The organism is Streptomyces vulcanius (genome assembly GCF_042653945.1).
Classification (GTDB): domain Bacteria; phylum Actinomycetota; class Actinomycetes; order Streptomycetales; family Streptomycetaceae; genus Streptomyces; species Streptomyces mangrovi.
In genome coordinates this window covers 168,985-195,523 of record NZ_JBHSFK010000015.1, presented here as the reverse complement: position 1 = coordinate 195,523, position 26,539 = coordinate 168,985, and the positions used below count along the sequence as shown (strand labels likewise).

The following is a 26,539-nucleotide window of genomic DNA, read 5'->3' as shown; positions in this document are numbered from 1 at the left end:
CCATGACCGACACCCTGACGGCACCGCCGCGGAAACTCCTCACCCACCCACCGACGGCCGCACTCCGGACGAGCCGGCAAGCCCGGCGTCTGGTACGGAACGCACTCGTCGCCCTGCTGCTGGTGATCGAGGTGGCGCCGCTGCTGTGGCTGCTGCTGAGCTCCTTCAAGACCCAGTCCGAGTTCGTCAACGACCCCGCCTGGTCGCTTCCCAAGAGCTGGGGCTTGCACAACTACGCCGAGGCGTGGACGACCGGGCACGTCGCCCTGTACATCCGCAACAGCCTCCTGGCCACCGTGCCCTCGCTCGCCCTCATCATCCTGCTCGGCGTCGCGGCGGGCTTCGCCCTCGAGGTGATGGTCTGGCGCGGACGCCACCAGGTCCTGCTCGTCTTCCTCGTCGGCATCATGGTGCCCAGCCAGATGATCCTGCTGCCGCTGTTCCGGGTGTACTTCCAGACCGGGCTCTCCGGAACCCTGGCACCGCTGATCATCACCTACACCGCCGCCGGTCTCCCGCTGACCGTCTTCATGATGGCCACTTTCTTCCGCTCGATCCCGCGCGAGGTGTTCGAGGCGGCCACGCTCGACGGGGCAAGCATCCTCACGGCTTTCTGGCGGATCGCCTTCCCCATGGTCCGCAACGCCGTCTTCACCGTGGGGCTGGTGCAGTTCTTCTTCATCTGGAACGACCTGCTCATCTCACTGACTTTCACCACGAACGACGACCTGCGCACCATCCAAGTGGGGCTGCTCAACTTCACCGGCCAGTACGGGGAGACGGCCTATGGACCGCTGTTCGCCGCGATCAGCATCAACGTGGTCGGCGCCCTGGTGCTGTACCTGCTGATCAACCAGCGCATCATCAAGGGCCTGACCGCCGGGGCGGTGAAGGGATGAGCCACCAGCCGATACCAGTGGTGGCCGCGCCGACCGCGGAACATCACCGGGAGCCGTTCGGCATCGGTGAGCCGGCGCCCCGGATCTCCTGGAAGACGACCGCACCGCCCGGCTGGACGCAGCAGGCGTACCAGATCGAGATCACGCGGGCCGACGGGACGCACCGCACCGACTGGGTGGCCTCCGCGGACTCCGTGCTCGTCGACTGGCCGCTCACCAGGCCACTTGAATCGCGGGAACACGCCGGGATACGCGTCCGGGTCCGCGGCGCCGACAGCACGGCCGGCGACTGGAGCCCGGCCCTGCGCCTGGAAACGGGACTGCTCGAGCCGGCGGACTGGACATCGCACGCGATCTCGCCGCAGTGGCCGGACACCGACCGGCGCCCACCGTTGCTGCGCAGGGAGTTCCCCGTCGGCGCGGAAGTGGAGCGCGCACGCCTGTACGTCACCGCCCACGGGCTGTACGAGATCGAGATCAACGGCCGGCGGGTCGGCGACCACGCCCTCGCGCCCGGCTGGACCAGCTACGACCACCGGCTGCGCTACCAGACCCACGACGTCACGGAACACCTGCGCGCCGGCGACAACACCATCGGTGCATGGCTGGCGGACGGCTGGTACCGCGGACGTCTGGGCTTCAACGGCGGCCACTCCGACCTCTACGGCGACCGCCTCGCCCTCATCGCCCAACTCGAGATCGTCCACCGCGACGGAAAGCGCACCACCATCGGCACCGACACCTCCTGGCGAGCCGCCCACGGGCCGATCGTCTCCTCCGGCCTGCTCGACGGCGAGACCCACGACGCCCGTGACGAACGGCCAGGCTGGTCCACTCCCGGATTCGACGACAGCGACTGGTCACCGGTCGACATCGTCACACGCGATCCGGCGACGCTGGTCGCCCCCACCGGGCCACCGGTGCGCTGCACCGAGGAGATCACCCCAGTCCGGGTGACCGCCCTCGACGCCGACCGTCTTCTGGTGGACTTGGGACAGAACCTCGTCGGCAGAATCCGGATCACCGTGACCGGCCCGGCCGGACACACGGTCGTCATCCGGCACGCCGAGGTGCTCCAGGACGGAGAGCTGTGCGTCCGCCCCCTGCGCGACGCCATCTCCACCGACCGGTACGTCCTGCGCGGCGAGGGCCGCGAGACCTGGGAACCGCGCTTCACCCTCCACGGCTTCCGCTACGCCGAGATCACCGGCTGGCGCGGCGGCGACCCCCACCGCGACATCACCGCCCGCGTCCACCACACCGACATGGCCAGGACCGGCTGGTTCGAGTGCTCCAACGAGCAGGTGAACCGGCTGCACGAGAACGTGGTGTGGAGCCTGCGCGGCAACTTCGTCGACCTGCCCACCGACTGCCCGCAGCGAGACGAGCGGCTCGGCTGGACCGGCGACATCCAGGTCTTCGCGCCCACCGCCGCCTTCCTCTACGACTGCCACGGCATGCTCGCGTCCTGGCTGCGCGACGTCGCCGTCGAGCAGCACGACGACGGCACCGTGCCCTGGTACGTCCCCGCCATCCCCGGCGGCCCGCAGTGGACGCCGGCCCGACCCGGCGCCGGCTGGGGCGACGTCGTGACGCTGACCCCGTGGGCGCTCTACCAGGGCTCCGGCGACACCGGACTGCTGGCCGCCCAGTACGACAGCGCACGCCGCTGGGTCGACCTCATCACCGAACTCGCGGACCCCTCGGGTTTGTGGAACCACGGCTACCAGCTCGGGGACTGGCTCGACCCGTCTGCACCCCCGGAGGATCCGGGAGCAGGCCGCACCGACCGCCACCTCATCGCCACCGCCTACTACGCCTGGTCGGCACGGCACACGGCGTTGATCGCGGGCGTCCTCGGGCTCGACGAGGACCGTCGCCACTACGAGAAGCTCGCACACCGGGTGCGCCAGGCTTTTCTCGACGCCTACGTGCTGCCTTCCGGCCTGATGACCAGCGACACCCAGACCGCCTACGCCGTCGCCCTCCAGTTCGACCTGCTTCCCGACCCGACTGCCCGGACCATCGCGGGAGACCGCCTGGCCGAACTGGTCGCCGCAGGCGGGCACACCATCCAGACCGGCTTCATCGGCACACCGCTCCTGGCACCCGCGCTGAGCGCCACCCACCACGTCGACACCGCCTACACCCTGCTCCTCCAACAGGAGTGCCCCTCCTGGCTGTACGCCCTGAAGCACGACGCCACCACCATCTGGGAACGCTGGGACAGCATGCTGCCCGACGGCACCGTCAACCCGGGCGAGATGACCTCCTTCAACCACTACGCCCTCGGCGCTATCGCCCAGTGGCTGCACACCACGGTCGCCGGACTGACCTCTGTCTCACCCGGTTACCGCGACATCGTCTTCCGCCCACGACCGGGCGGCGGCATCAGCTGGGCGGGCGCGGCCCACGAGTCGCCGTACGGTCGCGTGGCGATCCGCTGGGAGCTGCACGCCTCGGGAATCGAGGTGCACACGACGGTGCCCACCGGGGCAACAGCGCGGATCGAGTGGCCCGATGGCGGCGTGACCACCCTCGCGACCGGCACGACGACGACATGGCGACCAGAGCGCCCCACCGGACAGCCGACATCGCCCAACGGTCATCACTGAACGGGGCAGCGCACGGCCGCAGCATCTGTGCTCGCGGACCTGGTGATCGCCGCTCTCGGGGCTGCCGTCGACCCGAGCAGGCCGTCCACTCCTCATAGTGCCTTCGACCAGCACGTATCAATCAGAAGAGGGGCTTGATCTCAGACAGCACAGCGTCGCACGACTGCGTGGCACGGGAGCTGACGCGGGTGAACTGGGTGCTGGTGGACCGCCTGGCCAAGCCGGCCCCACCGCCGCCCCCGCATGGTTCGGGGCCGGTGGTGGGGCCGGTGCGGTCAGGCGGCGAGGAAGTCGGTCACCTGCTTGGTGAAGGCCCTGGCGTGCTGGAAAAGGAAGGCGTGGCCGGCACCGGTGTAAAGGACGAGGGTGGCGTCGGCGAGGTGCTGGACCGCGACGTAGGAGTTGTGGGCGGGGATCATCACGTCGTGCAGGCCGTTGGCGTAGAGCACGGGCTGCTTGATGGCCTCCAGTTCCGCCACCACCTCGTCGAAGGGTGCCGCCAGCAGGGTGGCCGCCGCGGTGAGCATGCCCTGGGCGGCCGTCTCGGAGACCGCGGGGCCGCCGGCGGCGAGCCGGGTGGAGACGTGGTCGAAGTGCTCGCGGCCGGCGGCGCGGGCACTCTCCGTCTCGGGGTAGAAGAGGTAGAGCATGTCCTCCAGGTCGGCATCGGGCTTGGCCATGATGCCCAGGACCTTCTCGCTGAAGGGCGGTGCGTCGGGCACCCAGCCGGCCGGTCCGCTGCCCGCCACGACGAGCTTGCGCACCAGCTCGGGGCGGCGCACGGCCACCCGCTGGGCGACGATCCCGCCGAGGGACCAGCCGAGGAGGTCGGCCTGTGCGAGGCCGAGGGCGTCGATGAACTCGACGGCGCCCTGGGCGAATCCTTCGAGGGAGTCGCGCGGCTCGCCGTCGGTGTAGCCGACGCCGACGTTGTCGAACACGATCACGTCGTGGTCGGCGGCCAGGTAGTCCAGGAACTCCGGGTCCCACCAGTCGATGGTCCCGCGGAAGCGGTTCAGCAGGACCAGCGGGACGCCGCCCTGCCGACCCATCCGCCGGTAGGTGAACGTCGCGGAGGGGCCCTCCACGGTGAGGTTCTCGGCCTTGTCTGCCAGATACGTGCTCATGATGCCCTTCTCCTGTTGACGGGTGTGCGCGACATCTCACGGGTCCGCCCGCGCGGCACACCGAAAACGTGCTGGATGGCGGGACGGAGTTCCCTTCGCCGGCACCCGATGTACTGAGCCGGCTTGTCGACCAGGCCATGGATCCGCCCGAACGGGTCGATCACCCGCTCGACCACGTCGGTGACCTAGGCGCCCCCGGTTGCATAGAGCTCGCCCGAGGTGGATCAGCCGCCGCGACGGGTGACATCCAGGTCTTCCGGCCCATTTCGATCACCCCGGATCCGCCTCGCCAAGCGCAAGGGGGTACCTCCGGAGCAGAGATCAGATTACGCTCATAATACTATGAACAGGAGGCGGTGGGCTGCAAGCAGGCCCTCGCGGCCGACCACACTCCGCGGCACACCCCGACCGACCCCGAGCCGACAGCGAGACGCCCCGTGACGAGGGGGCGCGAGGCCGCCCGACACGACGCCTCGCCGCGGGCCGGACAGGCACCGACATCCCGGGATCATTAAATTACGTTCACCATACAATGCAATGAGGGAGACCGTCGAGAACGAGCGACCCCTCCGAGGAACGAAGGAGCGTGCGGTGCGATACGGGACAGAGCACAAGCAGGCGACCAGGCAGCGGATCATCGAGGCGGCCGGGCGCCGGTTCAAGCGGGACGGCATCGACGGCTCGGGCATCTCGGCGCTCATGAAGGACGCAGGGCTGACCAACGGCGCCTTCTACACCCACTTCACATCGAAGGACGACCTCGTGGCCACCGCGGTCGCCGACCAGCTACAGGCACAGAACGCGAACATCGTCGCCCAGGCGGCACCCGGCCGCGCCGGACTCGAGCAGATCGTGCGGTGGTACCTGTCCGCCCAGCACCGCGACAGCTCCGACGACGGCTGCCCCTCCGCCGCCCTGCTCGACGAAATCCGGCGCTGCAAAGACCCCACCAAGCAGGCATACACCGACGGCGTACTCGTCGTCATCGACGGCATCGCCGCCCGCCTGGCACCCGACGATCCGCCCTCCGTCCGCACCAAGGCACTCAGCGCCTACGCCATGATGGCCGGGACCCTGCAACTCTCCCGAGCCCTCGCCGACAGCCGTCTCGCCGACGAACTCCTCGAACAGGGCATCCACAACGCCCTCGCACTGCTGGGCATCGAGCACGAGCGCGCCAGGACCTCCGCCTGAGGCACCCGCAGCACGCGCGCGTCCGCACCGCAGGCCGCCCGGCTGCACCTGGGCGTCACGCCGCGGCAGCCCCGGGAGCAGCGGACCCACTTGCGGTCCGTCGACCCACCACATAACATTACGATCATAATTTAAAAAACCCGGCATATCGGCACGAGTCTCTGCCCAATAGCCGGGGAAGCCCGGGATCAACAGCACCCCCGTCCGCCTGCGGACGAGACATGGAGACGACGATGAGGGCCTTCACGGTCGAGCGCTACGGCGACAAGACCGGCGTGCACGCCGGCGAGGTGCCGGACCCGGAGGTGGGCGCGGACGACGTGCTCGTCCTGATCCAGGCCGCGAGCATCAACCCGCTCGACCGCATGATCCGGGACGGGGAAATGAAGGCGATCCTGCCGTACCGGGTCCCGTTCGTCCTGGGCAACGACCTGGCCGGAATCGTGGTCGAAGTGGGCGCGGCGGTCACACGCTTCGCGGTGGGCGACGAGGTCTTCGCGCGGCCCGACAAGAACCGGATCGGCACGTTCGCAGAACTCATCGCGGTGCACCAGGACGACGTGGCGCTCAAGCCGGCCGCGCTGACCATGGAGGAGGCGGCGTCCCTGCCCCTGGTCGCCCTGACCTCATGGCAGGTGCTGGTCGAGCGGGCGCGCATTCAGCCGGGCCAGAAGGTCCTCGTCCACGCGGGCTCCGGCGGCCTGGGCACCATCGCCATCCAGTTGGCGAAGCAGTTGGGCGCACACGTGGCGACCACCACGAGCACGGCCAACGTCGACCTGGTGAAGCGCCTGGGCGCGGACGTCGTCGTCGACTACAAGAAGCAGGCGTTCGAGACGGTCCTGCACGACTACGACGTCGTCCTGGACTCGCTCGGCGGCAAGACGCTCCAGAAGTCCCTGGACGTACTCAAGCCCGGCGGACAGGTCATCAGCGTCGCGGGCCCGCCCGACGCCGCTTTCGCCAGGGAGCTGGGAGCGAATCCGGTCATCCGGCTGGCGATGTCCGCGCTGAGTTTCCGGATCCGACGTAGCGCCCGGCGCCGCAACGTGTCGTACTCGTTCCTGTTCATGAAGGCCAGTGGCGACCAACTGCGCGAGCTCACCCCGCTCATCGAGGCAGGCAAGATCCGCCCCGTCGTCGACACCGTGTTCCCGTTCGAGTCGGCCCGAGAAGCACTGGCGTACGCCGAAGCAGGGCGCGCGAAGGCCGGCAAGGTCGTCGTCAAGATGACGTGAGGAAACAGTCCTGCCGACCGATGAAGGTCCCCCACGAGCGCCCAAACGACGCCGCCTGCCGCGGCGAGAAGTGCCCTCAAACCCGCTGCAGAAGGACCCGTCCATGAACGCCCCGCGGAATTCCCCCTCCCCCTCGACCTCGTCGTACCAGAACGCGCCCACCCGCTCCGTGTCCGTTCACGGCGAGAACTTCGCCTACCGGGAGCTCGGACCCGAGGACGGCGTGCCGCTGATCCTCCTGGTTCACCTGGCCGGGGTCCTGGACAACTGGGACCCGCGCGTCGTCGACGGACTCGCCGCGCGACGCCGGGTCATCGCCTTCGACAACCGCGGGGTCGGCGGATCGAGCGGCTCCACGCCGGACACGATCGAGGCGATGGCCCGCGACGCGGTGCTGTTCATCCGGGCCCTCGGGTTCGACCAGGTCGATCTGCTCGGTCTGTCGATGGGCGGCTTCGTCGCGCAGGTCGTCGCAGCAGAAGAGCCGCGTCTCGTCCGCAAGGTCATCCTCGCGGGCACGGGCCCCGCCGGGGGCCCCGGCATCGACAAGGTCCCGGCGCTCACCATCCAGGCCACCCTCAAGGGCACCCTGACCCGCCAGGATCCCAAGCTCTCCCTCTTCTTCACCGACACCGCAGGCGGCCGACAAGCCGGACGTGCCCTCCTGGAACGGCTGAAGGAGCGCACCCACGACCGGGACAAGGACATCTCGCTGCCGGCGTTCCGCGCCCAGCTGAAGGCCATCAAACGATGGGGCCGCCAGGCGCCGTCGGACCTGTCGGAGATTCGCCAGCCGGTCCTGGTGGCAAACGGTGAGAACGACCGGATGGTGCCCAGCCCCAACACACTCGACCTGGCCGCCCGCCTGCCCCGGAGTGAACTCGTCCCCCTCTACCCGGACGCCGGACACGGCGGAATCTTCCAGTACCACGAAGAATTCGTGACCAGGGCGCTCGGGTTCCTCGAGTCCTGAACCAGACAGTGCGGGTACGGAGCAGAACAGCGGTGTGGCCTTGGACGTCTCCGGGCAGCTCCTGACGCCGCCGGAAATACGCACTGGCATCTCCACGTCCATGGCGCATAGTGAACCGGGCTTCTGTCCAGCGCCGCGCTGCTCGCGCGCATCGCCCAGTCTCCTCGTGGAGAGGCGATGCATGCCCTGCGAGGAACCTCAGTCCCACTACAGCAGGCTGCCTCGCTCCCCCGGCCAAGCGCTGGCCAACCGCCCGGCGGAGTCCACGCTCAGCGAGGCTGTCGCCGCGCCGGGGTCGGCACGAACTCCGTGAGCCGACTACGCGTTGCAGTTGTTGATCAGGGCACCGGCCGGACACGTTCCGATCGCGGAAGCCGCAACCGCGACACTCGAGTGGGCGGGGGCCGAGGACCGCATCCGGGCCGCCACGCCATGGGCCCGCGCGGCCCTCGCCGCGGCCGCCCTGCTGGCCGCCGTCGCGCCCGCCGTGCTGCGCGATCTGTCTCCGCACGGCGCCGCACGGAACGAGATCTGGACGGTGACCGTCCAGATCGTCCTGGGTCTTGCTCGCCTGGATGCCGATACCCGCCTCACCAGCATTGCCCGGCTGCGGAAGCCGTGTATCCGCGGCCGGCCCCTCCGGCCGGCCGACGGCCTCCTGTACCCGCGAACCACACCATCACGACAAAAGCCGTGGAGCGCGGCACCCATCCGGTGCGACGGCGAAGCCGGAGCCCTGCCCTGGATCAGCCCGGACAGCCGTGACGGTTCGCCAGGTCGGGTGGCGAACCGTCACGGCATGCAGGAGTGGCACGTGTGCCGTCGAGGTTACTCGTCGAGGAACTGAAGGGCGTGCTTCAGGAACCGCTCGGGGTACTGGAACTGTGCTCCATGCCCGGCGTCGGGGTAGATCAGCAGCTGCGCGTTGGGGATGTTCTGGGCGAGGTGCCAGGAGTTGATCGAGGCGATCATCACGTCGTTCTCGCCGTTGAGGACCAGCGTCGGCTGGGTGATCGCGTTCAGGTAGGCGTAGGGATTCTCGCCCGGCAGCGGTTCCGCATAGGCAATGGCCGCTTCGAACTGCGCCTGTGCGACTGCGGGCGAGCTCGGCGTGTCCTGGTCGGCCCGCTGGTGACGTCGCTCCCAGAAGGCCCGGCCCGCTTCGACCGCGGCTTCCGAGCGGCCGAAGAACAGGAAGAGGAAGTCCTCCAGGGTGGGGACGGGATTCAGAGCGTAGTCAGGCACCTTGGGGTCACTCGTCGGGTCCCCGCCCCGGAGGCCGGTGCCGAGCAGGAGGAGCTTGCGCACCAGCTGGGGGTGGCGCAGCGTGACCTCCTCCACCTGGTAACCGCCGATCGAGAAGCCGAGCAGATCGACCTGCTCCAGCCCCAGCGCCCGGATGACCGCGGCGATGTCGTCGGCCATGTCCTCCATCCGGTTGCGCGGCGTGCCGGATGACGAGGCGATGCCGCGCCCGTTGAACAGGATGACCTCACGGCCTTCGGCCAGGCCGTCGGTGAGCAGGGGGTCCCAGTTGTCCATTCCCCCGCGGAAGTGCTGGACCAGGAAGATCGGGACGCCGGAGGGCTTGCCCCAGCGTCGGTAGGCGAATCGGTCGCCGTCGACCTCGATGTACTGAGTCGGTGCGGTCACATGCGTGTCACTCATGGCCTGAGCCTTTCTGGAGGGGTGAGCAATACGATGACGATCGTCATCTAAAAAGTCAACCGCTTTGATGTCGGTCAACATCTATGTATGCTGAACAGAGCCGGACGTCGATGGAAAGGGCGGGCTGGACATGCGGGTCACCAAGGCGCAGGCAGAGCAGAACCGTGCCCACATCGTTGCGACAGCCTCCAGACTGTTCCGTGAGCGCGGCTACGACGGAGTCGGCGTGGCGGACTTGATGGCGGAGGCCGGGTTCACCCACGGCGGGTTCTACAAGCACTTCCGCTCCAAGGCCGACCTGATGGCCGAGGCATCCGCGAACGGGCTTTCACGGACTGCGTCACTGACAGAAGCCCTGGACATCGCCGAGTTCGTCGAGCACTACGTCTCCCGGGAACATCGCGACGGGCGCGGTGAGGGCTGCACCATCGCGGCCCTCAGCGGCGACGCCGCGCGTCAACCCGAGGACATCAAGACGGAGTTCGCAGTCGGCATAGAGAGCCTGACGACCGCCCTTCAGGCCGGAGGGGACGCGTCGCCGGACGCGGACCGGCGCACAGCCCGCGCCACGGTGATCGACGTGCTGGCCCACTCGGTCGGCGCGATCATGCTGTCGCGGGCATGCCCGGACGGCTCTCCGCTGGCGGACGAGATCCTCAACGTCTGCCGCAAGGAAATCCTCGCGTCGCTGGCACACGAAGACGGCAGCCAGTCAGCGGCAGAGGGCCCAGCGAGTTGATCTTGAGGCCTCGCTTCGCCACATGAGGTGCGTTCTGTTGCACATCACGACCGTGCCATTCTTCTTCGGCGGGCCGCTTCACCAGTCACCTCACGGACATCGCTCGACAGGCCGGCAGCCGACGGCGAACTGGGCGAAGGCGTCGTACCGGCGCAGGTACACCAGGCCGACGAGCGCACACTGGTGCGGCGGGAGTTTGCACCGTCGGCCACCCTCACGGTGACGATGAGCAGGACCCACGCGACCCGAGTGAGGCAGGTCGAGTGCGGCAGGACAGGGAACCAACGCGACTCCTGCGCCAGTGGGTTGAGTTTCGAATACCTCCCCCGACGGCACGGGAGCCTCGTGCGTTGCGCGTCCTGACCCCGTCATCCGATCAGTGGCCACACTGGAAAGACTCAACGCCCCGCAAGGCATTACGATCGCCATATGATGATTCGAGCGCTTGTATTTGATGTGTTCGGGACGGTCGTGGACTGGCGCTCCGGCGTCGCACGTGACATCCGTCGGGTGATACCCGACGTGGACGCCGAGGTGTTCGCCGACGCATGGCGCAGCCAGTACATCCCCGCACTGGACCAGGTGCGGCGTGGCGAGCTGCCCTGGACGAACCTGGACGAGTTGCACCGGGCGTCGCTGGACGAGTTGCTCGCCGAGTACGGGGTGCCGGATACGCCCGAGAGTGTGCGCGCCGAGCTCGTGCTGGCCTGGCACCGGCTGGACCCCTGGCCCGACTCAGTGCCCGGGCTGGAGCGGCTGAAGAAGCGGTTCGTCATTGCGTCCCTGTCCAACGGCCACGTCGCACTGCTCGTGAACACGGCCAAGCACGGCGGACTGCCCTGGGACACCGTGCTGTCCGCAGAGCTCTTCGGACACTACAAGGGCGACCCTGAGGCCTACCTGGGCGCCGCGCGACTGCTCGGACTCCCGCCGGAACAGGTCATGATGGTCGCCGCGCACGTCGACGACCTCGCCGCGGCCCGGGCGTGCGGTCTGCGCACCGCCTACGTACACCGTCCGCAGGAGTACGGCTCGCAGCCGGCTGTCCCGCCACCGTGCAGCGACCCGGAGGCCGACGTGTCGGTGGCCTCGTTGACGGAGCTGGCCGAACGCCTGAACGCCTGAGACTCCAGGGCCCGTTGGGAATGTGCCGGCCACAACCACTTGCTGGAATCTGCGATCATCCAGGTTCCGCACACCCACTGACGTCATCGCGCTCCTCGCGAACAGCAACCCCGCCTCCACCAGACACCGCTGTCCCGCCCCCTCACGAGCAATGCCGTCGCGACCACCACGGTCCAGGCCGCCAGCCACCCACGTTGCCGAGCTCCGGAGCAGCCAGGTTGCAACGCACGGTTCCTTCACCGCCATCGCAACACGAGTACGCCGCCCCGCTGACCAGGACAAATTCAGGCTGTACAGGTCTCAATGCGATATAGCCAGACGTGGTTTGGTGGCCCGTTGCCTAGCCGCGCCACGGTCGGCGTCACTGACCTGGCCCTGGACGCAGCAGTGGAAATCGACGTGATCGCCACGATCCCCGAGAGCACCAGCATGGCTGGCACTGCCCAAATCGCTACCTGACCTTCGCTCTGCCCTCGGCCTTTCGTGTTCGGTCGTCAGCTTCGATTGCCGTCCAGGCCAGTGGCGGGCACATCGCAGGCGCCGTTGGCATGCGGTTGCGATGAGTTGGGCAGCGGCACAGAACAGCCGCAGCCGCCCGCGGCAGCAGCGACCGGCAAGCCGAGGTCCGTGGCTTCCGGGGCGAGACAGCATGACGGCGGTGGTGCCGGCCGGGCCGGCACCACCGCCGTCACCTCATCACCCCACCGCTCGCACCCGGGCTGTTGGATCCAGGACCGGCCTTCGGAGACGGGTCGTGGTCTCGGACATAGACGGTGACTCGCGCCCCGTTGACGTGGGTTGTTCCGTACTCGCGGAAGTAGCGCCGCAGGGTGCTTGTTTTCGCTTCCTCCTGCGGGTTGGTCGACGAGTGCACACCCACCGCGCGGACCACGACGATCCGGTCGAATTCCAGCATGCGTACCGCAATTTCCTGGGCGGGAAGCTCGGTACCTGCAAGTGTGTTCGATGAAACGGGGTCCTGTGCCAGGGCGAGATCTGTCAGGAAACGGGTGTCCTCGGGGTTGGCCGCAGTCAAGATCCGGTGCTGGCCGGAGAGATAGAGCAGCCCGTCACCGGGACGGCCTTCCTTGCGTACGGCGGCGCCGATGGCGGTGACGTCATTGCTCCGGCTCTGGGGCGTCCTCAGTGAAAGGCTCGGCTGGACGAGCGCGGCCACTACGGCAACCGCCGCGATCCACGCGTAGCGGGAAAACCGCTGCCGCCGGAGGAAGTAATCCATCCAGGCGCCCAGCAGCAAGGCGATTCCGATATTGCTGTAGACCACATACCGGTCGACGAAAAGGGGCTTGACCAGTGAGGCGATCAGCAGCAGAAGGCCCGGAAGCACAAGAATCGGCACAGCCAGCACGGAGAGCCGCACGGGCCCCCTCACCCTCAGAGGTGCTAGGGCACACACCACGCCCACGACCGCCACCACCAGGAAATAACCAGGCCGCACCGGTCCGCCGATCCAGGACACCTGCTCCGACTGCCCCGCACTGCAGATCGCCAGCGGCAACAACCCGGCCACAACGGCCGTGGCAGCCACACTCCACGCCCTCAGCACCGGTCGTGGAGCACGGGAGACGATCAGTGTGACGCCGTGTGCAACCAGGACGAGGACCGCGAACTCATGGAGCAGACAGGCCAGCAGCATGGTGGAGCCATAGACCGCCCACCGCCACCGGGCGCGATGCGGGACGCTGACCACGAGCGCATAGGTGGCCCAGGTGACCAGGGCACAGACCATGGCATACGAGCGGCCTTCCTGCGCGAACTTCTGTACCTGGGGAAGGAGCGGAAACACCAGCCCGGCCAGCAGCCCGGCACGGGGTCCCGCCAGGCGTAGTGCCAGAAGCCCGACTCCGCTCGCCGCCACGGACATTGCCAGCACGGACGGCAGCCGCAACGTCAGCAGCCCTCCGCCGAAGAGACCGAAGATCTCGTGCATCACGGCGTAGTGGAGGGCATGGACCAGATCAATATGCTGGACGGTGAGCCATATCTGCGAAAGATCGCGGTGCGCGAGCTGATAGGTGACGGACTCGTCCCCCCACATGGTGTTCTTCCTGCGGATACCCCAGAGCCCCAGAGCGATGGTCAGCGCCAAGGGCGCGATGACGACAAGGGCCTTGGCCGGGCCCGGTGATCGTCGGTGGGCGGGCTCGGGAGGGGAAACCGTCTGGGCCGCGACGGGGGCACGTTCATCAACGGACATCGGCGACAGGGCCTTTCAGCAGTGGCGAAGAAGCTCCGCCAGCGTGCCCGGACCTCGTTGACCGGATGCTGACCCAACCTGACCGGCCGATCAGGAAGGCGGGCCGGCGCTGTGCGAGGCTGCACCCCATGCGCATCCTGGTGGTCGAAGACGAGGTGGACCTTGCCCACACCCTGCACACCGGTCTGACCGCCGAGGGCTACAGCGTCGACCTCGCCCATGACGGCCGGCAGGGACTGTGGATGGCCCGGACCGGCGAATACGCCCTTGTCGTACTGGACTTGATGCTGCCCGGGCTCAACGGCTACAAGGTCTGCGCCCAGCTGCGCCGGGAGGGCAACGCGACCCCCGTCCTGGTACTCACCGCCAAGGACGGGGAGTGGGATCAGGCGGAGGCCCTGGACACGGGCGCCGACGACTACCTGGCCAAACCCTTCTCCTACGTGGTGCTCGTCGCACGGCTGCGGGCCCTGGCCAGACGGGCCGCCACGGTCGCCCCGCCCGTCCTTGCCGTGGGCGACCTCTCGTTGGATGTCGCCGGCCGGGTCTGCCGCCGGGCCGGAGCCCGGGTGGAACTCACGCCCAGGGAGTTCGCGGTGCTGGAGCTGCTGGCCCGCCGGGCGGGCCAGGCGGTCTCCAAATCGGATCTGCTCTATCACGCGTGGCCCGACGAAGCCCTGGACCCCAACCTGGTGGAGGCGCGCGTCAGCGCACTGCGCAAGAAGGTGGACTCCGCGTTCGGCCGACGGTCCCTGCAGACCGTACGGGGTACCGGCTACCGGCTGGTGGACGACCGTGAACGCGACTGAGCCGCGACGCCGCTGGTGGCCGCGTTCGGTACGGGCCGTCGCGGCCCTGGCCGCTGCCTCGACCGCCGCCGTCATCCTGGCCGGCATCGGCTGGTGGGTCCACCATGACGTCTACCACCAGAGCACGCAGATCGCCGAAGATCAAGCCAAGGAACAACTCTGGTCTCTCTGCGACAAGTTGGAACAGGGTGTCATTCCCGACTCCACAAGCACTGTGCCGTACGAGGTCGTCGCGACCGGCCGGCGCACCGCTGTCGCCTACGGCGGAGGTATGGACGACTTCGCTCCCGGCACCCACCACGTGATGCCCGCCCCGCCGAAAGCCTTGAGGGTCGAGCTCATTACTACCGTCCGCCTACCTGAGAACCCCGACTACGACCCTAGTGACAAATTCTCTGTAGCCGGCGGGACCAATCAGGTCATAACATCCGATATCCGGGCCGATCAACTGAGCAATGACAAAGTCGCCGCTCTGGGCGTCGCCTCCGACGCCAACCTGCGGGTCTATGTGGTGGTGCTTCCGCACACAGCCGAGGCAATCACCGAGACCACCGACCGCCTGCTGCTGCGGGCCGGGCTCGTCGGCCTCGTACTGATCGCCGCCGCCGTCTACTTCGCCGTCCGCATCGCGTTGCGGCCGGTCGAAGCCATCCGTGTCCTCACCGCCTCGGTCACCGCGAGCGACCCTCGCGAACGCGTCACCGTCCCCGCCGCGGGACACGAGGTCACCGCCCTGGCCACCACCATCAACAGCACCCTCCAGCGCCTCGACGACGCCGCAGCCCAGCAACGCCGCTTCGTCGCCGACGCCGCCCACGAACTACGCAGCCCCCTCACCACACTGCTGGCCAGCCTGGAAGTCGCGCTCGCCTACCCGGAACGCACCGACTGGCCCGCCGCGGCCACCACCGCCGCACGACAGACCCGCCGCCTCCAGGCCCTCGCCGAAGACCTGCTGCTCCTCGCCCGCCTCGACACCCGCGCCCCCACAGCCGGCCCCGACACCGTCGACCTGACAGCCATCGCCTGCCGGCTGACCGAGCAATACCCCCTCACCGAAAGGCCGTTGACCCTCACCTGCGACAGCACCGCCCCCGCGCACGCACGCGGAAACCCCGACGAATACGAACGACTGCTGCGCAACCTCATCGACAACGCTGCCCGCCACGCCGCACACCGCATCCAGATCACCATCCGAAACCAGGACGACTGGATCGTCCTCACCGTGCACGACGACGGCCCAGGCGTGCCCACCGACGACGCCGAGCGCATCTTCGAACGCTTCGTCCGGCTCGACGACGCCCGCTCCCGGGACCACGGCGGCACCGGCCTGGGCCTCGCCATCGCCCGCGACCTGGCCCACCGCCACCGAGGCACCCTCACCCTCACCCCCCGGACCCTCGGAGCATGCTTCCAGCTACGCCTTCCCCGAGCCCCCACCGCGGCCGAGAAATGACGCGCTTCACCGCGGCAGCCCTTCAGAACCGGAAGACCACCAGATGACCGCGCCCACCGCCACTGCCAGAAACGATCATCCACTTCACCCGCCGCCTGGCTGAGCCCAGCTGCTGTGGACCTCCATCGCCCGACCCGCGCGCGGGTCGGAGATCACCGCCTGCAAGAAGCCCGAGGGCAAGAAGCTCCCGCCCGCGAAGAAGCAGGTCAACCAGCTGATCGCCGCAGAACGAGCCGTCTGCGGTCCGGGCGAAGATCCCCAGTACCTCTTGGCGCCGGACGGCCCTCTCACTGCTGCATCTGAACCGCACGAGGTGCGACTGGCCGAGGCATCTTGCACCGAAGCCTGCCGCGGCGCTCTCTACGTGACCTTGCAGCCCGACGGCGACTATGTGCTCTGGGACGAGTGGCGCAATCCCGACGAGGACGATATGGCCGGCGCGGACCGTTGCACGGCTGCTGGAGAAAGGCCTCCGAAAGAGGAGTGACTGGCTCGCACGGTGGGATTGCGAACTCGGCGCCGTGTCCGTCTGACCCTGGGAACCGGACCAGGTCAACATCTTCCTCTTCCATCCGGGCTGCTCTGCTATCAGGGAAGACCGTCCATGGCTGCAGTTCCGGATGATCCTCGCCGTCTCCAGGCAACTTGGTTACCCCTGGCCGCGGCGCCGCAGAGCCCTGAGCGCAGGGGATACCGCACGTGAGGAACAAGTGGTCTCCGCCAGTACGGACCACCGCCTTGCGTTCGCGGCTGAGGATCGCGACCTTGGCCACGAGCCCGGTCCGGGTGAGGACCTCCACCAGTAATGGTGGAGTCGAGTATGGGAACTCTCCGAATACCCGGTCGCCACCTGCGGCACCAGGCCGTGGGTCGGGTGAGCGGCGTGCCGCCACCGTGCGCGCCCATGTTCTATCGGCGAGGGCCGGCTCCTCGCTCGAGGAGCCGGATTCGGCTCACGGCCTGGAGTCCGCCCAGGGCCTTGCCGGCGTCCGTCCCCGCCCTGAGCTCGGGCACCCGAGCCTCCCCCGTCGTTCGGTTGACCGGGTCCCTGCAGACGACCACGCCGACGTGTCCTTACGAAGCGATCTCTGTTCGCTCATCCCAATGAGTGGCCGTGTCGTCGCGGGGCGCTGGGCGGCCTATCAGTCAAAGCCACACGTACGGCATGAGCGCTTTGGTTGGCCCATCCGGCCAGGCAGGCGCTCGACCGGAGCCGACCCCGCGCCGCCCAGAACCTTAACGGCCTACGGTGCTCCAGTCGGCGGGGGCGGGCGGCACCGAGCGGCCGGCGGCGTGATCGCGAAGGCGCTGGGTCAGTTCCGGCAGGTCGTAGGCCGGGAAGCTCACCTGGAGCAGTTGCGGACGGAACCTCGACGGGAGGTCCTCCTTGAACATCGCTGTGTCCATCGGCTTGATCGTCACGTCCCACGCGTCCGGGGCCGCCCAGTGCGTCATCCGCACGTAGAACGCGTCCCGAGGGCCGGCATTCGCAACGGCCGAGAGGAAGGCGAGTCCGCTGTCGACCGGGAAGTCGATGAGCATCCAGCCACGTCGGGACTTCACCCACTCCGCCATGTGCGGCAGCTTCTCCGGCCAGTCCGCGTTGCTCTCTGCGAGGTCCTGACAGCAGGTGAAGGTGTCGAACCCGCACTCCCAGATCGCCTGGATCGTGGGTGCGAGCTGGTCGTCGATCTGGGCGGAGCGGCTACCCACCCGGACGAGGACGGTGGGGTGCGTGCCTTCGTAAGACGTCATCGCAGGAGCATAGAAGGGGGGGTCGGACATCGAGGCATCGGCGACTCTGTGACGGGACGCGGCAGTTGGAACCCGGACCGGCTGGTGACCTGGTGGTTCGAGCCGCGCGGGACACGCTGGTTGGGACCACACGGTTACGCTTCCTGGAACCCGCGGCGCATTGCCATTCTTGGTGGAACCAGGTTCGGCCAACGACGGGGATGATGTGCCGCTATGGACACCACACCCCCGGGTCACGCCCTCGTCGAAGCAGGCTGGCAGAAGGTCCGCGCCGACGGGCAGGTCCGTCCGGAACTGCTCGAAGCGGCCTACGCCGAACCACGCCTGCGCCAATTGTTTCCATGAACAGGAATGGGAGAGCTGCACTTCAGCCGCTGCACAGAGCAGCGTTGGACATGGGACATTCCCTACATCCAGCCTTTCGTCGGCGCCCCAGAAGAACTCGCCGTCCACGACGCCGCAGCCCTGTCCGCCGCCCCCGAGCCTCCGGACACCGCGCGAAGGTTGAGCGTTTCTCATCGAAGGCTGAGCGGGGAAGGTCATTCATTCCCCTCACCCTGGCGAGCGGCGAGGATCGCGACGTCGTCCTCGTACGCACCGTTCGCCAGGCCAGCCAGGAACGTGTCGCTGGCAGACTCAGCGTCTCAAGCGCCTGCACCGAGATGTCGATGCCTGTGCCGCGTCGTTCCACCAGGCCGTCGGTGTAGAGCACACTCCTGTCGTTCCTGAGATGGTTGTCTCCCGAGGTTGCCCGTCCGTGAGCACCTCGCACAGGACGTCGTCCGGTCTCTGGAGGTCCGGCAGCACTTCCCCGAGCGTTCGTCCCAGGAACACGGAGGCGGGCAGGCCGCTGAGCTTGACCCATGCCGGATTGACGTACAGATGGCGCAGCTGCGCGTCCAGAACGACGATGGGGGCCAAGGTCCCCTCTACAAGCTGACGCGCCGGAAGACCACCACCCTCCGAAAGAGGCCACTACGGCATGGGGTCCTCACCGTTCGCAGGTTCCCTCTCGCTGTCCTCACTGGAGCCGATGCATACCCCGTCGAAGAAGTGACCTCTCGCGGTGAGGCTGGGCGCATGACTGGCAGGCCGCGCATGAGGCTGGCTCCCCTCATCAGACCCTTTGGAATCGATCTTCTAGGCTGGCGCGGTGACTGATGAGCAGGAGTGGGTGCAGCCGTCGGGAGTGTGGGCCACGGCGGTGGGGGTGGCCAGGGTGCGGGCGCTGGAGACCGAGCGGGAGAACGCGCTGTTCCGCGACCCACTGGCACAGGCCTTCGCCACCGCCGGCGGCCTGTGGCCCTCCTCGCCGCCGCTGCCCGATGACGCGGCCGCACGACGCCGCCGGCTGGCCGTGTCGTTCTCCATCGTCATCAGGACGAAGTTCCTCGACGACCTGTTGCAGCAGGCCTCCGCATCCGGGGTTCGGCAGGTCGTGCTGCTCGGCGCCGGCATGGACAGCCGGGCCTTCCGGATGGACTGGCCCGAGGGCACCCGGCTGTTCGAGGTCGACACCGCCGCGCCACTGGACTTCAAGGCTTCGGTGCTGCGCCAGGAGCGGGCCGTCGCACGCTGCGAGCGGATCACCGTCGCGGTGGATCTGCGTGAGGACTGGCCAGGCGCGCTGGCCGCCGCAGGGCACGACCCGGCCGAGCCGACCGCGTGGATCGCCGAAGGACTACTGATCTATCTGCCCGAGGACGCGGTGGAGCTACTGCTGGCCCGGATCAGCACGCGGTCGGCGGCAGGCAGTCGGATGGGGCTGACATTGGGCTCGCGCGGCGTGATCGAGCGCTTCGGCGCGGACGCCGCGCCGGGATCGGCGGCGTCCATGTGGGTCTCGGAGATGCCCGACGACCCGGTGGGCTGGCTGGCCGGGCACGGCTGGGAGGCCGACAGCCACACCCTGCGCGAGCGCGCTGCCGCCTACGGCCGCCCGATCAGCACCCCGCCGCAGCGCGAGGAGCGGCCCGGCGGACTGATCTCGGCGGTCCGCCGGCAGAGCGCCTCCCGGTTCCCCGGATGATCGTTTCCAAGGGGGCCTGATGAGTGGAGCCAGGTTCCTTCGCGGCCAGCCAATCATGCGCGCACCGACCGCCTACGACCGACCACTGAGGTCCGCCCGAAAGTCGCCTGGCTGGACGGTGGTGTGGTCGACAGTCCTTCGCCGTGAACGAAGTGCTGCCGCAGTTGAACGAGCTGCTGTTTTCCTCGGTCGAGGGCGTGTTGGTGCAATCGGTCGAGGTGATCGACACGGTCGTCCGGGTCGAGGCCCGTACGACCGCGGGGCGGGCGGCCGGTCCGGGATGCGGGTACTGGTCGGGGCGAATACACGGCTCCTACCTGCGACTTCCTCGTGATCTACCGACGGCGGGCAAGTTCGTCGTGGTGTCGTTGCGGGTGCGGAGGTTCGTCTGCGAGGAGGAATCCTGCGAGCGGATGACCCTCGCCGAGCAAGTACCCGGTCTCACCCGCAGGTTCGGGCGACGGACAGAGCGGTTGCGGTCGACGCTGGTGTCGGTCGGTCTTGCGTTCGCGGGCCGGGCCGGCGCCCGGATGACGGACGCCTTCAAGGTTCCGGTCAGCCGGAACACCCTGCTGAGGCTGATCGCCTCGCTTCCGGACCCCGCCACCGCAGTACCCCGCGTGGTCGGCGTGGACGAGTACGCCCAGCGCAAGGGCCGTGTCTACGGAACCGTGCTCGTCGACATCGCAACACGTCGCCCGGTCGGCCTCCTTCCCGCAAAGCCGTGCGACCAGGCTCGATGGCTACAAACCCTATCTCGATCAGCGTTGTCAGGCTGGTTCGAAGCGGCGCCCTGTTATCTGTGGCAAGGGGGGAAGGGTGTCCACCGTCGTGCGGCTGCGCTGGCCGCGTACTGATGCGCCCGCGCGACCTTCGGTTGGTCAGCCTGCCGGCTCTACGGGACCTACGCGCGCGTGAACCCGTGACTCCGCTCCACTTTCGCGACATGCAGCGTGTAGCACTGGTACCACTCGGCTCGCCCGCGCTCCTGCGCTGAGCGGTGCTCGACGTTGGTCCGCCACTCCGTGAGGGCGTCGGCGTCGCGGAAGTAGCTGACGGTGATACCCAGCCCGCCGGGAGTCTGTGCGTGGTCCATCCCCAGGTACCCGGGGAGGTCCTTCACCAGGTCTTCCAGGCGTGCGTTGGTCACGCTGAAGTCGTTCTGGTTCTGGGTTCGCACCGTGGTGAAAACAGCCACGTAGTAGGGGGGTTCAAATGCTGCGACGGGCGTGACAGGTGCTTCGGAGTGACTGCTCACGGCACCACTGTAAGGAGGGATGTGCAACGATCCGGTGTCCTTTCCTGAACGGGATACGTAGGGGATACGGCTCTTGGTCAAGCTGTCCGAGCCGGCGTTCTCCGGGCCACCTGAGGGCTGGCTTGGCCTCGCGCCCCAGGTCAGCCGGCCTGTTCGGCTTTGGCTCGGGTATGGGCGAGCCGGTAGGTCCGGTGCCCTTTCGGCTGATCGCCCCACCCGCCCGCAAGCACAACGCCCCGTTCGCCCAGCGCCGATTGAGCGGACGGTCACGCAGTGGGCCGCCGTGCGTACACCTCGATCTCGATCTTCATGCGGGAATCGGCGAGGCCGCACACGAGCATCGTGGCGGCCGGTCGGACCTGGCTGAAGGCGCGACGCAGTACTGGCCAGCAGGGCTCGAAGTCGGCCCGGTCGGGCAGCAGATAGCGCACCCGCACCACGTCGGCGAAGGTGCACTTCGCCTCGGCCAGCGCGGCCTCGATGTTGCGCAGGCACTGCTCGGCCTGTTCCACCACATCGTCGGAGATCGTCATGGTGGCGTAGTCGAACCCGGTCGTCCCGGACACATGAACCCAGTCGCCGTCGACGACGGCGCGGGCATAGCCGATCCGTTCTTCGAACGTCGAGCCGCTGAGGATGGAACGTCGCTCCGTCATGCGCCGAACGCTAAGCGAGCAGCACAGATACGTCTAATACAGCTTTGGGTATGGGGTGATATCTCTGAGCGTATGGAACGCCCTGAACTTCCCCTTCAGCAGCTGCACGCCTTCGTCATGCTCGCCGAGGAACTCCACTTCGGCCGCGCTGCCACCCGCCTGGGCATCGCCCAGCCGCCGCTGAGCCAGCAGATCCGGCGCCTGGAGGGCAAGGTCGGCCACGCGCTGTTCAGCCGTGAACCCGGACGTATCGCCCTCACCCCGGCGGGCCGAGAACTCCTTCCTGCCGCTCGGCACGCCCTCAACGGCCTCGCGGACGGCCTGGCCGCAGCACGGGACGTCGGCAGCGGCAGGGTCGGCCGGCTGCGGATCGGCTTCGCCGCCTCCCTCGCCCTGACCGTCCTGCCCGGCCTGCTGCGAACCTTCCGGGAACGGTTTCCCGCCGTGGAGCTGGACATCCAGGAAATGACCACCACGCCGCAACTGGCTGCTCTACGCGAGAGGACGATCGACATCGGCCTGCTGCGCGAACCGCCGGCCGACGACGCGGAACTCGGATTCGCGATCGTGCTGACCGAGCCGTTTGTGGCTGTCCTGCCGTCCGCGCACCCCTTCGCAGCGCAACGCGCCGTCCGCGTCGAGCAGTTGGCGGACTGCCCCTTTGTGCTTCTGCCTCGCGCCGTAGGCCCGCCGCTGTACGACCAGATCACCAGCCTGTGCATCGCGGCAGGCTTCACGCCCCGGGTGGCGCAGCACGCCGTGGAATGGCAGACCGTCTGCGCCCTGGTGGAAACTGGGCTTGGCGTGTCACTGGCCCCGGAGAGCATCCGCCGCATTCGCCTCAAGGGCGTTGCCTTCCGCAGGATCGAGCCCAACACCACTCTCACACGAGTCGCCGTCGCCTGGCGTAAGAACGACTCAAATCCCCTGGTCCCACGCCTTCTAGCCGCTCTCGACCAAGATCCGCCGGACAGGTCGTAGGCCCACGTCACCGGGGGCGTCGGGCACGGCCGTTTTCCGTGACGGCAGGCGCTCAGTTCCGCCATCGGCTCTTCGAGCGGCGGCTGAGTTCGGAGGCGTACTGCGCGGGGGCTGCCAGAGGCGGCGGCCCATCCGGTGGCCACTCCGACGGAGATGCCGAGGACCTCGCTGAGGACGGTGGGTGGCAGCTGTGCTGCGAGGCCCATCAGTGCGCGTTCCATATTGGTGCAACGTGGAAAGTGAACGCTCAAACAGTTGCGGGCTGACGGAGGAGGCCTGTACCGCACCAGTTCTGCTGGTTGAGATGGTCGAGCATGGCCGTCTCTGCCGAACCCGGATTGCGCCGCACGCCGACGAGGACTGGCTCGGTCAGGGAGGGCAGTAGCGGGCAGGCCAGTTCTTCGAAGCCTTCGGGGATGGCCGAGGCCGGGACCACAGTGACGCCCAAGCCCTGCGCCACGAGCCGCACCGCAGTGGAGATCTGTGACGCCCGGGCCACCGTGTGCGGGCTGAGGCCCGCGTTGGCGAGCAGGCGGGCGAGGTAGTCGTCCAGCAGGCTGGCGCGCCGGAACCGGATCCACCCCTCTGACGCCAGGTCTTCCAGGCGCAGGGCGGCGCCGTCCGAGAGAAGCGGGTGCCCCTTCGGCAAGACGGCGACGTAGGCTTCCTCGCCCAGAGGGTGAATGTCGAAGGTGCACCCGGCGGGGATGCGGTGCACGAGGACCATGTCGAGGGTTCCCTGGCGGACCAGTCGTTCCATGTCCGCGGGATCGGGCTCCTCGTGGAGAGTCACCTGCAGCTTCGGGTGGCGATTGCGCAGCTGCCCCAATGCCTGGGGCAGCTGGCGTGCTCCCAGGCCCATGTGGACAGCCATGATGAGTTCGCCTGCCAGTTCCCCGTTGGCGGCGCGGGCGGCCGTGATGGCACGCCGGGATGCGGCCGTCGCGATCTTCGCCTCCGCGAGGAAAGCCCGCCCTGCCACCGTCACCGTCACCCCGCTCGGGGTGCGGGTGAACAGCTGCACCCCGAGATGCTTCTCCAAGCTGCCGATCTGCTGCGACAGAGAGGGCTGAGTGACCCGCAGACGTTCTGCTGCCGCTGTCATGGAGCCCTCGTCGGCGACGGCCAGGGCGTATTCGTATTGGCGCAGGTTCATTCGGCTCCACCTTCGACATGACATAGGAGATGTCAATGCAGAGTATACGTTGCCACTATTTGCCTCTATGCCGGGCCGCTCCTACCGTGGTACACGCCCAGCGCAGCCACCAGGGCCGGAAAAGCTGCGGAACGGCAGCCGCGTCCTGCAGGCACGGCAAGTCCTGCGACGCCGACTGTCAAAAGCAGGATGAGGCAAAGCAATGTGTCCGGTGCTCACAGTCTCGACTCAAGGAGAAAGCATGCGTCTCGCAAATAAGGTAGCCCTCGTCACTGGCGGGAGCGCGGGCCTTGGTCTGGCGATTGCCCAGAGGTTCGGAAGTGAAGGCGCCCACGTCTACATCACGGGGCGACGGAAGGATGCGCTCGAAGCCGCGAAGGCTTCCATTGAGGGACATGTCACGGCGGTCACCGCGGACGCCACAGTGTCGGGTGATCTCGACAATTTGGTCGAGGCTATCCGTCAGGAGAGCGGGCACCTCGATGTGATCGTCGCGAACGCTGGAAGCATTGAGCGGACGAACTTCGGGGACGTGACCGAGGAACACTTCGACCGCACATTCGACATCAATGCCCGCGGCACACTGTTCACCGTCCAGAAGGCGCTGCCGATTCTGCGAACGGGCGCCTCGATCGTTTTGCTGGGCTCGATCACGGCATTCAAGGGGGATCCCGGGGCAGGGGCTTACAGTGCGGCGAAGGCCGCCGTGCGCTCCTACGCGCGCACGTGGGCGGCGGAGTTCGGCGACCGGGGTCTTCGGGTCAACGTGCTGAGTCCGGGGCCGATCGACACGCTCATCATCGACGGACAGGCCGAGTACTTCGGTCAAGATCCAGTAGCTCTCCGAGCCCAGATGAGTACCCTTGTCCCGATGGGCCGCCTCGGGCTTCCCGAGGAGATCGCCAATGGTGCGCTGTTTCTCGCCTCGGACGAGAGCAGTTTCATGACAGGTGCAGAACTGTGCATCGACGGCGGTATGGCTCAGGTTTAGCCCGCTTCGGCCGGAGCAGAACTGGGCATGAGATTGTCCTACGGTTTTGGCGCGGGATTACTCCGCTCATTCGTAGGTTCGGCGAGTTCGAGAACTCCGGGTACGGCAGTTGGCTTGTCGCCGTTCAACGGCTGAAAACTTGGCCGCTCGGGAACTGCTGACGGTCAGTCGCGTTGAACCTCGGGGGAGGTCGACTGTCCGCTCCTGCGGGAGCTTCGACGGGTGATCTGCCTGGCTATAGGGGTGATCGCGACCCAGGTGATGAGCGATTCCGATTCTCTGAACTATTAGTGTGCAAGCCGGAGGTCAGGGACGCGGTGCTGCCGAGCCTTGCCGACTGAGTGGCGCCGTGGGAAAAGTGGAGGACGAACCGCGCCGCGGCTGGAGCGGAGTGGCGGTGGTCCGGGCGACCGTCAGTCCCTCTCGTTCTCGCGGGATGCCGGCTGGCTGGTGCGGCGGGACTGCCTGCGGGTGATGCGCCTGGTCATGAGCGTGATGGCAGCCCAGGTGATCAGAGACTCCGAGTGCTGGACAAGCCGTTCGTAGTCGCGGGCGTATCGGCGGGCGTGCATGATCCAGGCCAGCGAGCGTTCGACGACCCAGCGGCGGGGCAGGATGACGAACCCGACGGCGTCCTTCGGCCGGCTGATGGTCTTGAGCGTCAGGTTCAGGTGCTTCTTCGCCCAGGTCACCGCCCTGTCCGGCATAGCCGGAGTCCGCCCAGACGATGGTGACCTCCGGGTGCATCAGCCGCAGCCGGAACAGCACTTCCTTCGCTGCCTCGCGGCCTCGCGGTCGGTCATGTCGGCCGGGGTGACCAGGACGAACAGTGGCAGGCCCTTGGTATCCACGACCAGGTGCCGCTTGCGGCCGTTGATAATCTTCGCGCCGTCGTAGCCGCGCGAGTCCTTTCCGACGGTCTCCGCGGCCTTCACTGACCGGGAGTCGCTGACGGTGGCGACCACGCCGGGCGCCCGTCCCATTTCACGGCGGATGCGTTTGCGGAGCTGGTCACGGATCTGTCCGACGACGCCGCAGGCGGCCCAGCGGGCCATGAATCCGTAGCAGGTCCGCCAGGGCGGGAAGTCCCGGGGCAGGCCCGCCACTTGCAGCCGGTATCGACGACGTACCGAATCGCGTCCACGATCTCGCGGCGGGGACGCTTTTCCGGGCGTCCCCCCTTGGGCAACTCGCAGGCCGCGGTGGGCAGCAGCGGTTCGAGCAGGACCCATTCGTCGTCGAAGGTGTCCGAGGGGTAGCCGCGTCGCCGTGCCAACGTGTCCCTCCCCGAAGACGGGGCGGTACCGGCCGCGCTTCGCGGGGAATCCCCTGGAAATACCTCCCGCACGACTTCCCGAACCACGGCACCGTCTACGCCTACTACGCGGCGTGGCGCGACGAAGGAATCTTCGCCCAGCTCAATGACGACCTGACCAGCCAGGGAACCGATGCGGCCAAGAAGATCGTCGGCAGGAAGCGCGGCATCCATCGGTTGGATCATGATGCACCGCCGTCTCGCCCGCGACTACGAGACCCTCACCGCCAGCTCCGAAGCCATGATCCACATCATCTCGGTCGACAACCTCACCAGGCGCATAACGGACGAGACCACCCCTACCTGGCGAGGAACTTACTAGGGCATCAAGGGTAAT

The 26,539-nt window shown here is 67.9% G+C and carries 21 protein-coding genes and 4 pseudogenes; 15 read left to right on the top strand and 10 right to left on the bottom strand.

The window, feature by feature from the left end:
* Positions 1–2: 2 nt before the first annotated feature.
* Entirely contained in the window at positions 3–899 is an 897-nt protein-coding gene (locus ACFPIH_RS24030) for a carbohydrate ABC transporter permease (RefSeq protein WP_381174820.1), read from the top strand.
* Positions 896–3,514: a family 78 glycoside hydrolase catalytic domain gene (locus ACFPIH_RS24025; protein ID WP_381174822.1), complete on the top strand. Its 2,619-nt coding sequence runs from the start codon at positions 896–898 to the stop codon at positions 3,512–3,514. The genes ACFPIH_RS24030 and ACFPIH_RS24025 overlap by 4 nt, the downstream gene beginning before the upstream one ends.
* A gap of 275 nt (positions 3,515–3,789) precedes the next feature.
* Here ACFPIH_RS24025 and ACFPIH_RS24020 read toward each other — a convergent pair whose 3' ends face one another.
* Positions 3,790–4,641 carry an alpha/beta fold hydrolase gene (locus ACFPIH_RS24020; RefSeq protein ID WP_381174824.1) on the bottom strand — a complete coding sequence of 284 codons (852 nt, stop codon included), beginning with the start codon at positions 4,639–4,641 and terminating at the stop codon, positions 3,790–3,792.
* Positions 4,642–5,232: 591 nt separating this feature from the next.
* Between ACFPIH_RS24020 and ACFPIH_RS24015 the strand changes: the two genes are divergently transcribed.
* The 3 genes from ACFPIH_RS24015 (at position 5,233) to ACFPIH_RS24005 (ending at position 8,046) form a co-directional block, all read left to right on the top strand.
* Positions 5,233–5,835 carry a TetR family transcriptional regulator gene (locus tag ACFPIH_RS24015; protein WP_381174826.1) on the top strand — a complete coding sequence of 201 codons (603 nt, stop codon included), beginning with the start codon at positions 5,233–5,235 and terminating at the stop codon, positions 5,833–5,835.
* 233 nt (positions 5,836–6,068) lie between these two features.
* Entirely contained in the window at positions 6,069–7,073 is a 1,005-nt protein-coding gene (locus ACFPIH_RS24010; protein ID WP_381174828.1) for an NADP-dependent oxidoreductase, read from the top strand.
* Between the two features lie 103 nt (positions 7,074–7,176).
* Positions 7,177–8,046, top strand: a complete 870-nt coding sequence (locus tag ACFPIH_RS24005) for an alpha/beta fold hydrolase (RefSeq protein WP_381174830.1) — start codon at positions 7,177–7,179, stop codon at positions 8,044–8,046.
* An 828-nt stretch (positions 8,047–8,874) separates the two neighbouring features.
* Here ACFPIH_RS24005 and ACFPIH_RS24000 read toward each other — a convergent pair.
* Positions 8,875–9,714, bottom strand: a complete 840-nt coding sequence (locus ACFPIH_RS24000; protein ID WP_381174834.1) for an alpha/beta fold hydrolase — start codon at positions 9,712–9,714, stop codon at positions 8,875–8,877.
* Positions 9,715–9,844: 130 nt separating this feature from the next.
* On the opposite strand from ACFPIH_RS24000, the gene ACFPIH_RS23995 reads away from it, so the two are divergent.
* Positions 9,845–10,453: a TetR/AcrR family transcriptional regulator gene (locus ACFPIH_RS23995; RefSeq protein WP_381174837.1), complete on the top strand. Its 609-nt coding sequence runs from the start codon at positions 9,845–9,847 to the stop codon at positions 10,451–10,453.
* A 117-nt stretch (positions 10,454–10,570) separates the two neighbouring features.
* Here the strand turns inward: ACFPIH_RS23995 and ACFPIH_RS23990 are convergent.
* A pseudogene (locus ACFPIH_RS23990) lies at positions 10,571–10,738 on the bottom strand (IS5/IS1182 family transposase); the annotation flags it as partial.
* Between the two features lie 144 nt (positions 10,739–10,882).
* Between ACFPIH_RS23990 and ACFPIH_RS23985 the strand changes: the two are divergent.
* Positions 10,883–11,578 (top strand): haloacid dehalogenase type II, encoded by a 696-nt coding sequence (locus ACFPIH_RS23985; RefSeq protein WP_381174839.1) that lies wholly within the window; start codon positions 10,883–10,885, stop codon positions 11,576–11,578.
* Positions 11,579–12,266: 688 nt separating this feature from the next.
* Here the strand turns inward: ACFPIH_RS23985 and ACFPIH_RS23980 are convergent.
* Positions 12,267–13,796: a glycosyltransferase family 39 protein gene (locus ACFPIH_RS23980; protein ID WP_381174841.1), complete on the bottom strand. Its 1,530-nt coding sequence runs from the start codon at positions 13,794–13,796 to the stop codon at positions 12,267–12,269.
* A 128-nt stretch (positions 13,797–13,924) separates the two neighbouring features.
* Here ACFPIH_RS23980 and ACFPIH_RS23975 point away from each other — a divergent pair, with 128 nt between their 5' ends.
* A complete protein-coding gene (locus tag ACFPIH_RS23975; RefSeq protein ID WP_381174843.1) occupies positions 13,925–14,605 on the top strand; it encodes a response regulator transcription factor in 681 nt (226 codons plus the stop codon).
* Positions 14,592–16,061: a sensor histidine kinase gene (locus ACFPIH_RS23970; protein ID WP_381174845.1), complete on the top strand. Its 1,470-nt coding sequence runs from the start codon at positions 14,592–14,594 to the stop codon at positions 16,059–16,061. The genes ACFPIH_RS23975 and ACFPIH_RS23970 overlap by 14 nt, the downstream gene beginning before the upstream one ends.
* A 1,236-nt stretch (positions 16,062–17,297) precedes the next feature.
* Here ACFPIH_RS23970 and ACFPIH_RS23965 read toward each other — a convergent pair.
* Positions 17,298–17,816 (bottom strand): hypothetical protein, encoded by a 519-nt coding sequence (locus tag ACFPIH_RS23965; protein WP_381174847.1) that lies wholly within the window; start codon positions 17,814–17,816, stop codon positions 17,298–17,300.
* A gap of 213 nt (positions 17,817–18,029) precedes the next feature.
* Between ACFPIH_RS23965 and ACFPIH_RS23960 the strand changes: the two genes are divergently transcribed.
* Positions 18,030–18,161, top strand: a complete 132-nt coding sequence (locus ACFPIH_RS23960; RefSeq protein ID WP_381174849.1) for a DUF6193 family natural product biosynthesis protein — start codon at positions 18,030–18,032, stop codon at positions 18,159–18,161.
* A gap of 291 nt (positions 18,162–18,452) precedes the next feature.
* Here ACFPIH_RS23960 and ACFPIH_RS23955 read toward each other — a convergent pair.
* Positions 18,453–18,746 (bottom strand): annotated as a pseudogene (locus ACFPIH_RS23955) (PAS domain-containing protein); the annotation flags it as partial.
* A 259-nt stretch (positions 18,747–19,005) separates the two neighbouring features.
* On the opposite strand from ACFPIH_RS23955, the gene ACFPIH_RS23950 reads away from it, so the two are divergent.
* On the top strand, positions 19,006–19,845 hold the full coding sequence (locus ACFPIH_RS23950) for a class I SAM-dependent methyltransferase (protein WP_381175150.1): 840 nt from the start codon (positions 19,006–19,008) through the stop codon (positions 19,843–19,845).
* A gap of 143 nt (positions 19,846–19,988) precedes the next feature.
* Positions 19,989–20,702, top strand: a complete 714-nt coding sequence (locus tag ACFPIH_RS23945; RefSeq protein WP_381174851.1) for a transposase family protein — start codon at positions 19,989–19,991, stop codon at positions 20,700–20,702.
* Positions 20,703–20,749: 47 nt separating this feature from the next.
* On the opposite strand, the gene ACFPIH_RS23940 is transcribed toward ACFPIH_RS23945, so the two are convergent.
* Positions 20,750–21,103: an antibiotic biosynthesis monooxygenase family protein gene (locus ACFPIH_RS23940; RefSeq protein ID WP_381174853.1), complete on the bottom strand. Its 354-nt coding sequence runs from the start codon at positions 21,101–21,103 to the stop codon at positions 20,750–20,752.
* 266 nt (positions 21,104–21,369) lie between these two features.
* On the bottom strand, positions 21,370–21,759 hold the full coding sequence (locus tag ACFPIH_RS23935; RefSeq protein WP_381174855.1) for a RidA family protein: 390 nt from the start codon (positions 21,757–21,759) through the stop codon (positions 21,370–21,372).
* A gap of 72 nt (positions 21,760–21,831) precedes the next feature.
* Between ACFPIH_RS23935 and ACFPIH_RS23930 the strand changes: the two genes are divergently transcribed.
* On the top strand, positions 21,832–22,740 hold the full coding sequence (locus ACFPIH_RS23930) for a LysR family transcriptional regulator (protein WP_381174857.1): 909 nt from the start codon (positions 21,832–21,834) through the stop codon (positions 22,738–22,740).
* A 247-nt stretch (positions 22,741–22,987) separates the two neighbouring features.
* Here ACFPIH_RS23930 and ACFPIH_RS23925 read toward each other — a convergent pair whose 3' ends face one another.
* Complete coding sequence (locus tag ACFPIH_RS23925) at positions 22,988–23,896, bottom strand: LysR family transcriptional regulator (protein ID WP_381174859.1); 909 nt, start codon at positions 23,894–23,896, stop codon at positions 22,988–22,990.
* Between the two features lie 241 nt (positions 23,897–24,137).
* On the opposite strand from ACFPIH_RS23925, the gene ACFPIH_RS23920 reads away from it, so the two are divergent.
* On the top strand, positions 24,138–24,887 hold the full coding sequence (locus ACFPIH_RS23920; protein ID WP_381174862.1) for an SDR family NAD(P)-dependent oxidoreductase: 750 nt from the start codon (positions 24,138–24,140) through the stop codon (positions 24,885–24,887).
* 467 nt (positions 24,888–25,354) lie between these two features.
* Here the strand turns inward: ACFPIH_RS23920 and ACFPIH_RS23915 are convergent.
* Positions 25,355–26,163: pseudogene (locus ACFPIH_RS23915) on the bottom strand (IS5 family transposase); the annotation flags it as partial.
* A gap of 45 nt (positions 26,164–26,208) precedes the next feature.
* On the opposite strand from ACFPIH_RS23915, the pseudogene ACFPIH_RS23910 reads away from it, so the two are divergent.
* Positions 26,209–26,524 (top strand): annotated as a pseudogene (locus ACFPIH_RS23910) (transposase); the annotation flags it as partial.
* Positions 26,525–26,539 lie beyond the last annotated feature (15 nt).

Bases quoted from the DNA above. Each gene is read 5' to 3' on its own strand.
- ACFPIH_RS23980 (WP_381174841.1), bottom strand. From the start codon at position 13,796: ATGTCCGTTGATGAACGTGCCCCCGTCGCGGCCCAGACGGTTTCCCCT.
- ACFPIH_RS23920 (WP_381174862.1), top strand. From the start codon at position 24,138: ATGCGTCTCGCAAATAAGGTAGCCCTCGTCACTGGCGGGAGCGCGGGC.
- ACFPIH_RS24030 (WP_381174820.1), top strand. From the start codon at position 3: ATGACCGACACCCTGACGGCACCGCCGCGGAAACTCCTCACCCACCCA.
- ACFPIH_RS24005 (WP_381174830.1), top strand. From the start codon at position 7,177: ATGAACGCCCCGCGGAATTCCCCCTCCCCCTCGACCTCGTCGTACCAG.
- ACFPIH_RS23995 (WP_381174837.1), top strand. From the start codon at position 9,845: ATGCGGGTCACCAAGGCGCAGGCAGAGCAGAACCGTGCCCACATCGTT.
- ACFPIH_RS23960 (WP_381174849.1), top strand. From the start codon at position 18,030: ATGGACACCACACCCCCGGGTCACGCCCTCGTCGAAGCAGGCTGGCAG.
- ACFPIH_RS24000 (WP_381174834.1), bottom strand. From the start codon at position 9,714: ATGAGTGACACGCATGTGACCGCACCGACTCAGTACATCGAGGTCGAC.
- ACFPIH_RS23935 (WP_381174855.1), bottom strand. From the start codon at position 21,759: ATGACGGAGCGACGTTCCATCCTCAGCGGCTCGACGTTCGAAGAACGG.
- ACFPIH_RS23930 (WP_381174857.1), top strand. From the start codon at position 21,832: ATGGAACGCCCTGAACTTCCCCTTCAGCAGCTGCACGCCTTCGTCATG.
- ACFPIH_RS24010 (WP_381174828.1), top strand. From the start codon at position 6,069: ATGAGGGCCTTCACGGTCGAGCGCTACGGCGACAAGACCGGCGTGCAC.
- ACFPIH_RS23965 (WP_381174847.1), bottom strand. From the start codon at position 17,816: ATGACGTCTTACGAAGGCACGCACCCCACCGTCCTCGTCCGGGTGGGT.
- ACFPIH_RS23975 (WP_381174843.1), top strand. From the start codon at position 13,925: ATGCGCATCCTGGTGGTCGAAGACGAGGTGGACCTTGCCCACACCCTG.
- ACFPIH_RS23925 (WP_381174859.1), bottom strand. From the start codon at position 23,896: ATGAACCTGCGCCAATACGAATACGCCCTGGCCGTCGCCGACGAGGGC.
- ACFPIH_RS24025 (WP_381174822.1), top strand. From the start codon at position 896: ATGAGCCACCAGCCGATACCAGTGGTGGCCGCGCCGACCGCGGAACAT.
- ACFPIH_RS24020 (WP_381174824.1), bottom strand. From the start codon at position 4,641: ATGAGCACGTATCTGGCAGACAAGGCCGAGAACCTCACCGTGGAGGGC.
- ACFPIH_RS23985 (WP_381174839.1), top strand. From the start codon at position 10,883: ATGATGATTCGAGCGCTTGTATTTGATGTGTTCGGGACGGTCGTGGAC.